Source organism: Sphingobacterium sp. T2, from assembly GCF_000814685.1.
Taxonomy (GTDB): domain Bacteria; phylum Bacteroidota; class Bacteroidia; order Sphingobacteriales; family Sphingobacteriaceae; genus Sphingobacterium; species Sphingobacterium thermophilum.
On record NZ_JXAC01000103.1, the window covers coordinates 1 to 6,760 of the forward strand.

Consider the following 6,760-nt stretch of genomic DNA (forward strand, 5'->3'; position numbering starts at 1 on the left):
CAATGAATTTTTTGCTCATCAACCTTCATTTTCTTTCAGGCTTATCTTTCTCCTCAACTAATTTAAAACAATCTGGAATAGGTTTACATGGCGATTTTTTCTTTCCGGGTCCAGTAGTCAAAAAAATTAAATAACTACACCTTGAGGGCGACTGTGTAGGACTATTGTTAAGGTCATCTCCATTTAAATACGGGAAGAGCACTTCTTTGTTTCTCGGATCTTTTTCTATCAAATTTTGAGCTTCTTCTGGAGACAGTATAAAACCTTTACCCAATACATAACTACCAACGAAACTTTTATTTTGATTAACTAATAGATTATATGGTTTTCCTGACTCTTCTATATAAGTAGCAAAATATTGATGTTGTTTTATCTTTTTTGTTTGTTAATTACATTTTTTCATTAAAATTTCACATTCACAAATACTTCACTACAGTTATGAGCATTCAGATTAATTACAAGTTTGTATTGAAAAATGTAAAAAATAGCGAGGGCTTATACCCAGTGTACTTGAGAGCATTCTTAAAAGGGCGAAAAATAGAATTGGCAACTTCCATTGCAATTCCCAAAAGGGATTGGTCGGTAAGACAGCAAAGAGTAAAAAAGGGAAACAATACTTCTGAAAAGCACAATCTGATTTTAGATGCCATGGATAAGAAGGCTGTCAGAATTCTCGTGAACAATTTTTTAAATTGATGAGCCACCTTTATCGTTACCTCAATTCAAAGAGCGGTTATTGGGTTACGATTACATCCACGAAGCAGATTTTGCGGGTTTTATTTTTTCATACCTTAAAGAACATAAAGCAGATTTAAGGCGAGAAACTTGGTATAGTTACAAATCTCAATTGTCCAAAATACAAAGGTTTAAAAATCCTTTATTGTTCTCGGACATTAATGAAAAGTTTATAACCGACTATCATTCTTATATGCTTAATGTGCTGAAAAACAACGAAAACACGGCAAGTAAAAGTTTAAGGGTTTTGAGAACATTCGTTAATATAGCAATGCGCTTCGGTTATATAAAAACGAATCCTTTTCAATATGTCAATATCAAAAAAGTTGATGGGAAAAGAGATTTTTTAAGTTTAGAAGAATTAAACAGGCTCAATAAATATTATCAAGAATGCAGATATGCAAACATCAAAATGGAGGTGCTTCAATATTTCCTATTTGCGTGTCATACTGGCTTACGATATTCGGATATTAAGGCATTGTCTTTAAATAACCTGCAAGGCGATTACTTGGTCATTAAAATGCATAAGACAAATTATACGGTAAGTATCCCTTTGACGCAGAAATCTAAATCTTTTCTCCCCAAAAACTCTAAAGGAGACAGGATATTTAAAATTTATTGTAATAAAGTAACTAATAGAGTCTTAAAGCAAATAGCTAAAGAAGTAGGAATAACAAAAAATATTACATTCCATGTTGCAAGACATACATTTGCAACAACTTCGATCTCGTTAGGAATACCAATGGAAGTAGTAAGCAAGTTGTTGGGTCATACAAACATTCGAACAACTCAAGTCTATGCTAAAATTGTTGATAATGTAAAACTTAGAGAAATGCAGAAATGGGATTGTTTAGTAATTTAAAGGAAAAATTTAAAATAAATATTTTTGTACGCTGTATGTGGCGGGACAGAATCAAAATTGAGGAACGTATTAATGACTTATTGCCATCAGAAAAAGAAAGGAGCGATTTTTTATCAGATAAATGTTGCAGAACGATTGAAAAACTTAGTTATGCAGAAAGTAAGGAGTAAATGTACCTGAATTTTAATTCCTTCTTTCGATAGTTTATAACGAAGCTATGCATTGGGAAAATAACGTAGATCAAGTAACCCCAATTGTGTCCAAATTAGAAAACCTTGTAGTGAAAAATATTCGCGATTTATTCAAATAGTTGACGACTTAATAGGGTGAAGCCTCTAAGATATTTTTTACGTCGTCAATCTAAAATGGCAAAACAATTCTTTATGATTTTTGACATTTTATTTGGGAAGCGAGATAGAATTTTGGAGGTATCTAACGACTACGATTTTTACAGGGTGAATTACTATCCTAGAAAGTACCGTGTCTGCTTCACCAATCTTACCATAAATGTCTTTTCCTTCTCTCAGTAGGAGTCAAATATGTTTATAATACTCTCTATGTGTTGTTTTATATAAGAACTCATACCCCATTAAAAAAAGGAAGGAACATTCAAACCTCTTCAAAATCGTAATTATATGTTAGAGAGGGTGGATAATGAGGGGATAAAGTCCATGCGCATGATGTGCCATGAGATAGCTAATACACGATGAGGGAATCTCTTAAAAGCAAAAAGACATACTCAAGGAGTATGTCTTTTATTTGTGGAGTCGGAGGGATTCGAACCCTCGTCCAAACATAGAATGATTTATGCTTTCTACATGTTTAGCTTCTCTTAGTTTGTCGGGAGAGGGAAGGTGAGAAGCCTACCTATACCGTTCTCCTTAGTTGCTGAATCTCATCACTGCTTAGCAACGTCACAGTGACCAGCTCTATAAGTCGATGCCTCTGATGTTAGGCGATAGAGCAAGGCCTAACGAGACAAAAGCTGAACTTAATTCTAAATTAAGCAGCTAAGGCGTAGTTTTCTTCGCCAGTTATTGTTCTGATAGTGAGATTAAAGTGCTTAACTATCAACGCACTACATGCTTACATAACCATTACTATCCTGTCAATTCCAGTCGACCCCGGTAACAGTATGTTACACAAAAATAATAAAAATCTTCAATGTTGTCAATGAGGAGCTCTATTTCACACGTCCTACACGAAAGATGATAGGGAAGATTACCCTCCGCAATTCGATGTTGCCCCAGGCTTGCCGTAGGTCTTTTTCTATTTCGCTTATGGGGTTATAATTGTTTTTGTTAACAAAGTGCTTTACTGCCGACCAAGTGTTGAGGTAGCCTACAAGATGGTCGTACCTCCATAGCTTAATATTATTTAAGGATGGTGTTTCCAGTTCCTTAAACGGGAAAGGGATATACTGATATTGACTTTGCAGATGTTTTCTTTCGGGGTCCCAATATTTTCCTATAATATCTTCGTAAAAGTAGCGTATGATTTTATCAATTTCGGGACTTATGGAACACAACTCATAGCCTATGAGGGCGATAAGACTGTTAGGTTTTCCCACGCGTTTCACCTCCTCGTTGAATTTGTCGATTTCGAACCAATGTACAGCTTGGGCTACCGTGATCAGGTCGAAGCTGTTGTCTTCGAAGCAGGTGCTTTCTGCTGCTTGAACCGAATATTCCACATTGTCAGCCGTAAACGCATGTTGAAGCTGCTCCTCACTGATGTCTGTGGCTTTTACCTTTCTAAACTCTTTGGCTAGCTCTATGGCCAGCTGACCATTGCCGGTACCACAATCCCAAGCGCACTCCTTGTTGGATAGCAAAGGATAAATAAAGTCAAATAAGGCTTGCGGATAGTCCGGCCTATATTTGGCGTATTGCTCCGACGATGAAGAAAAAATGTTTTTCAAGGCAATAATGGTTTGTTCAGTATAAATATAATTTTTTTTTAATTGCATTCTAAAACTGTAGTACTACGACGATATCCTTGGTAGATGTTCATAGCAATACATCGTTGTAAGCAGAGTGTTGAGAGGAAATGTTAGACATTTGCAAGAGGAATAGTAAGAAAAAACAGGAGGTCGATGGTGGTGCCCCCTGTTTCATTCTCCAACAAAAGTAGGGATGAGACTATCCTATTTTAAATGAGGTCATCGTCAGCGAGCCTCCTACGGCCGCGTCATTAAAGATTTCTATATGTTTCATTTTTTTCTTGCAAGCTTAGTGCATACAGCATAGGAATGAAATGTTCGGGAGTTGGCACCGCCAGCTGAAACTCTTTACCTTGTTTATAGTATTCTATCAAAGGCTGATGGTTACCTTCACGTATATACTCTTTCATCTTCTCATCTGCGTACTGAGCCCAGTCGTAGGCATATCCCGTCGTGTTGAGGTGCTGCCATGCCACCATACGCAGGTTGTGTACGATGTTTCCGCTGCCTACGATGAGCACACCTTTGTTGCGTAATATGGCAAGCTCTTTGGCCAATGCATAATGGTAGGCAGGGGGCTGTGTGTAGTCTATACTCATCTGTATCACGGGTACGTCTGCGTCAGGATAAAGGTGTTTGATGACGGACCAGGAACCGTGATCCAGTCCCCACTTGTCGTCAAGATGCACTTCGGCGGAAGTTATTATTTCTTTGGTATATTGTGCCAGCTCGGGGCTGCCGGGAGCAGGGTACTGCACCTCGAAAAGCTCGCGAGGGAAACCACCGAAGTCGTGGATGGTTGGCGGGTTGTCCATGGCGGTGACAAAAGTGCCACGTGTTTCCCAGTGGGCCGATACCACCAGTATCGCTTTGGGTTTTTCTATCTGTGCTCCCACCTTTCGGAATCCCTGTACAAACTCGTTTTCCTCGATGGCATTCATAGGACTACCATGTCCTAAGAAAAGGACAGGCATCTTGGGGCTGTTGTCCAGTTCTTTAGAGAATTTATGCAGTTGGCTCAGCTTGTGTGCCGCACCTGTCAAAGGAAGAGCGGCGGCAGCGGCCAGAAAATCTTTTCTGTTCATAAACTTATTATCTTCAGATTCAAAGATCGGCAAAAAGGATGGAGGGATGGTATAAATTTTCGGACGAAAAGTTGTGAATTTAGGAAAGCATATTTTTCATCTCTTCTCTAAATTCGGAAGGAGTCTGTCCTGATTTCTTTTTGAATACGTTAGTGAAGTAAGCCTTGTCGCTATATCCCAATTCAAATCCTATTTCTGCTATGCTTTTGTCTGTAGACAGGAGCAGTCTTTTGGCTTCTATAAGTTTTCTCGTTTCGATGAGCTCGGATACGGACTGATGCAATATGTTTTGGGTGAGCGTGTTCAGCGACTTGGGACTCATGAAGAGTTTTTCGGCATAGAAGGCAACGCCTTCAGGACGACGGAAATTTTCCTCTAGTATAGTCAGGAAATTTTTGAAGGTTGTATTCTGATTGTTAGTGAGATTTACTGTCGTGGTGCTAACCTTTTTTTCTTTCGCTTTCTATTACGGTGAGCAGTGCTGTCAGTAGATCCTTAATGATTGCCAGTTCGCTATTCTGCCGAACATATTCCTCGTATATGAGGCGACAAAGTGTGTCTAGCCTTTGTATAGCGTAGGAGGTGGTCAGCCTAAAATTAGCCTGGGCATGATAGTAATTGTATAGCTGAAATGTGATTTCCGGAATAAACTCTGTCTTGAAGCGTATTACCCAAAAGTCACATTCGCCTTCAACCTTTTTGGGGCTGGCTCTATGGATTTTCCCTTTCGAAACAAAAGAAATAAAAGGAGCATTGATAGTTTGGGTTTCAAAGTCTATAAAGTGCATAAGTTGTCCCTTGATTCCGATAATCAACTCTTCGAAATCATGCTGATGTGGGTTATTTGGACTTTGGTCTATCTTTTCAGCCTCAAAATGGTCTACTTTATAAATTTTGAATAGCTCATTCATGAATTAAAGATAGAATTTATTGTGTAAAGGCTAAAATTTATTTGTTGCAAAGAGGTTTTGGGTTGTTTTTGTTGTTGTTTTTGGTCTTTTTGTTTGTTTGGTTTATTGTTTTTTGGGTGTTTTATTGATATTTTTACATATTATCTTGTATAAAATTGATGAAAATTAAATTTTTTGCTTGTTTTTATGGTAAATTAGTTTTTATTTTGAGTCAAAATTGAAAATTAACTATAAAAAATATGCAAAAAGCACAACAAAAATCGTTTGCTCCACTGATTGTGGTGTTTATTTTGGTGATTTTATCTCTTTTTAATCCTTCTGTTCCGAATCATACTAAAGATTATGATTATAATGGGGCAGATATTGCATGGATTTTGACTGCGGCGGCATTAGTTTTGATTATGACGCCAGGATTAGCGTACTTCTACGGTGGGATGGTGAAGAAGAAGAATGTCATCTCGACGATGTTGCAGAGCTTTATCTGTATGGCGGTGGTAGCAGTATTATGGGTTGTGTTTGGTTTTTCTTTGGTGTTCGGCGACTCCATAGGTGGTGTCATCGGAAATCCTACCACATACTTTATGTTCAAAGGAGTGATTGACGGTGAGCCATGGGCTGGCGCGCCGACTATACCTTTTACCTTGTTTGCAATGTATCAGTTGAAATTTGCTATCATCACGCCGGCTTTGATTACGGGAGCTGTGGCGGAGCGTATCAAATTCACTTCATATGTGTTGTTTGTTTGCTTGTTTTTTGTTTTTATTTACGCTCCTTTGGCGCATGCTACATGGCATCCTGACGGCCTGCTATGCAAATTAGGGGTCTTGGACTTTGCCGGCGGTACGGTAGTGCATATGTCGGCCGGCTTGACGGCTCTTGCTGCAGCGATATATATGAAGCAAGGGAAGCAGTTTCACGAGCATACGCCGGCCCGCATCACGTATGTATTATTAGGAACAGGATTGCTATGGTTCGGCTGGTACGGATTCAACGCCGGGTCGGCGTTTGGAGCGTCACAGCTGGCAGCAACAGCGTTGGCGACGACATCCACTGCGTCGGGAGCTGCAGCGCTTACATATATCTTCTTTGATGCGGCAAGAGGTATCAACCTTCGGCCATGGGAGTATGTATAGGTGTGGTGATGAGGCTTGGTAGCTTATCACGCCGCTACAGCACCTATCACAAAAGAATGTGGAATAGTTACAAATCCCGCAGCAGGCGTGAC

Annotated in this window: 7 protein-coding genes and 1 other RNA gene; 3 read left to right on the forward strand and 5 right to left on the reverse strand. The window is 39.1% G+C overall.

Features of this window, described 5'->3' with window-relative positions; translation table 11 throughout:
* Window positions 1-438 precede the first annotated feature (438 nt).
* Window positions 439-696, forward strand: coding sequence for an Arm DNA-binding domain-containing protein (locus SD31_RS21235; protein WP_039053718.1), 258 nt, complete (start codon window positions 439-441; stop codon window positions 694-696).
* Window positions 697-736: 40 nt separating this feature from the next.
* Window positions 737-1,597, forward strand: coding sequence for a tyrosine-type recombinase/integrase (locus SD31_RS07770; RefSeq protein WP_052258771.1), 861 nt, complete (start codon window positions 737-739; stop codon window positions 1,595-1,597).
* 759 nt (window positions 1,598-2,356) lie between these two features.
* Here SD31_RS07770 and ssrA read toward each other — a convergent pair.
* The 5 genes from ssrA to SD31_RS17295 all read right to left on the reverse strand — a co-directional run bounded on the left by ssrA (window position 2,357) and on the right by SD31_RS17295 (window position 5,535).
* Window positions 2,357-2,723: a transfer-messenger RNA gene (gene ssrA / locus SD31_RS16035) on the reverse strand.
* Window positions 2,724-2,780: 57 nt separating this feature from the next.
* A complete protein-coding gene (locus SD31_RS07775; RefSeq protein WP_039053720.1) occupies window positions 2,781-3,518 on the reverse strand; it encodes a class I SAM-dependent methyltransferase in 738 nt (245 codons plus the stop codon).
* A gap of 272 nt (window positions 3,519-3,790) precedes the next feature.
* Window positions 3,791-4,624, reverse strand: coding sequence for a 4,5-DOPA dioxygenase extradiol (gene ygiD, locus SD31_RS07780; protein WP_231561316.1), 834 nt, complete (start codon window positions 4,622-4,624; stop codon window positions 3,791-3,793).
* A gap of 79 nt (window positions 4,625-4,703) precedes the next feature.
* Window positions 4,704-5,012: an AraC family transcriptional regulator gene (locus tag SD31_RS17290; protein WP_316929811.1), complete on the reverse strand. Its 309-nt coding sequence runs from the start codon at window positions 5,010-5,012 to the stop codon at window positions 4,704-4,706.
* 52 nt (window positions 5,013-5,064) lie between these two features.
* Complete coding sequence (locus SD31_RS17295) at window positions 5,065-5,535, reverse strand: AraC family ligand binding domain-containing protein (protein ID WP_197053603.1); 471 nt, start codon at window positions 5,533-5,535, stop codon at window positions 5,065-5,067.
* Between the two features lie 239 nt (window positions 5,536-5,774).
* Here SD31_RS17295 and SD31_RS07790 point away from each other — a divergent pair, with 239 nt between their 5' ends.
* Complete coding sequence (locus SD31_RS07790; RefSeq protein ID WP_052258772.1) at window positions 5,775-6,668, forward strand: ammonium transporter; 894 nt, start codon at window positions 5,775-5,777, stop codon at window positions 6,666-6,668.
* Window positions 6,669-6,760 lie beyond the last annotated feature (92 nt).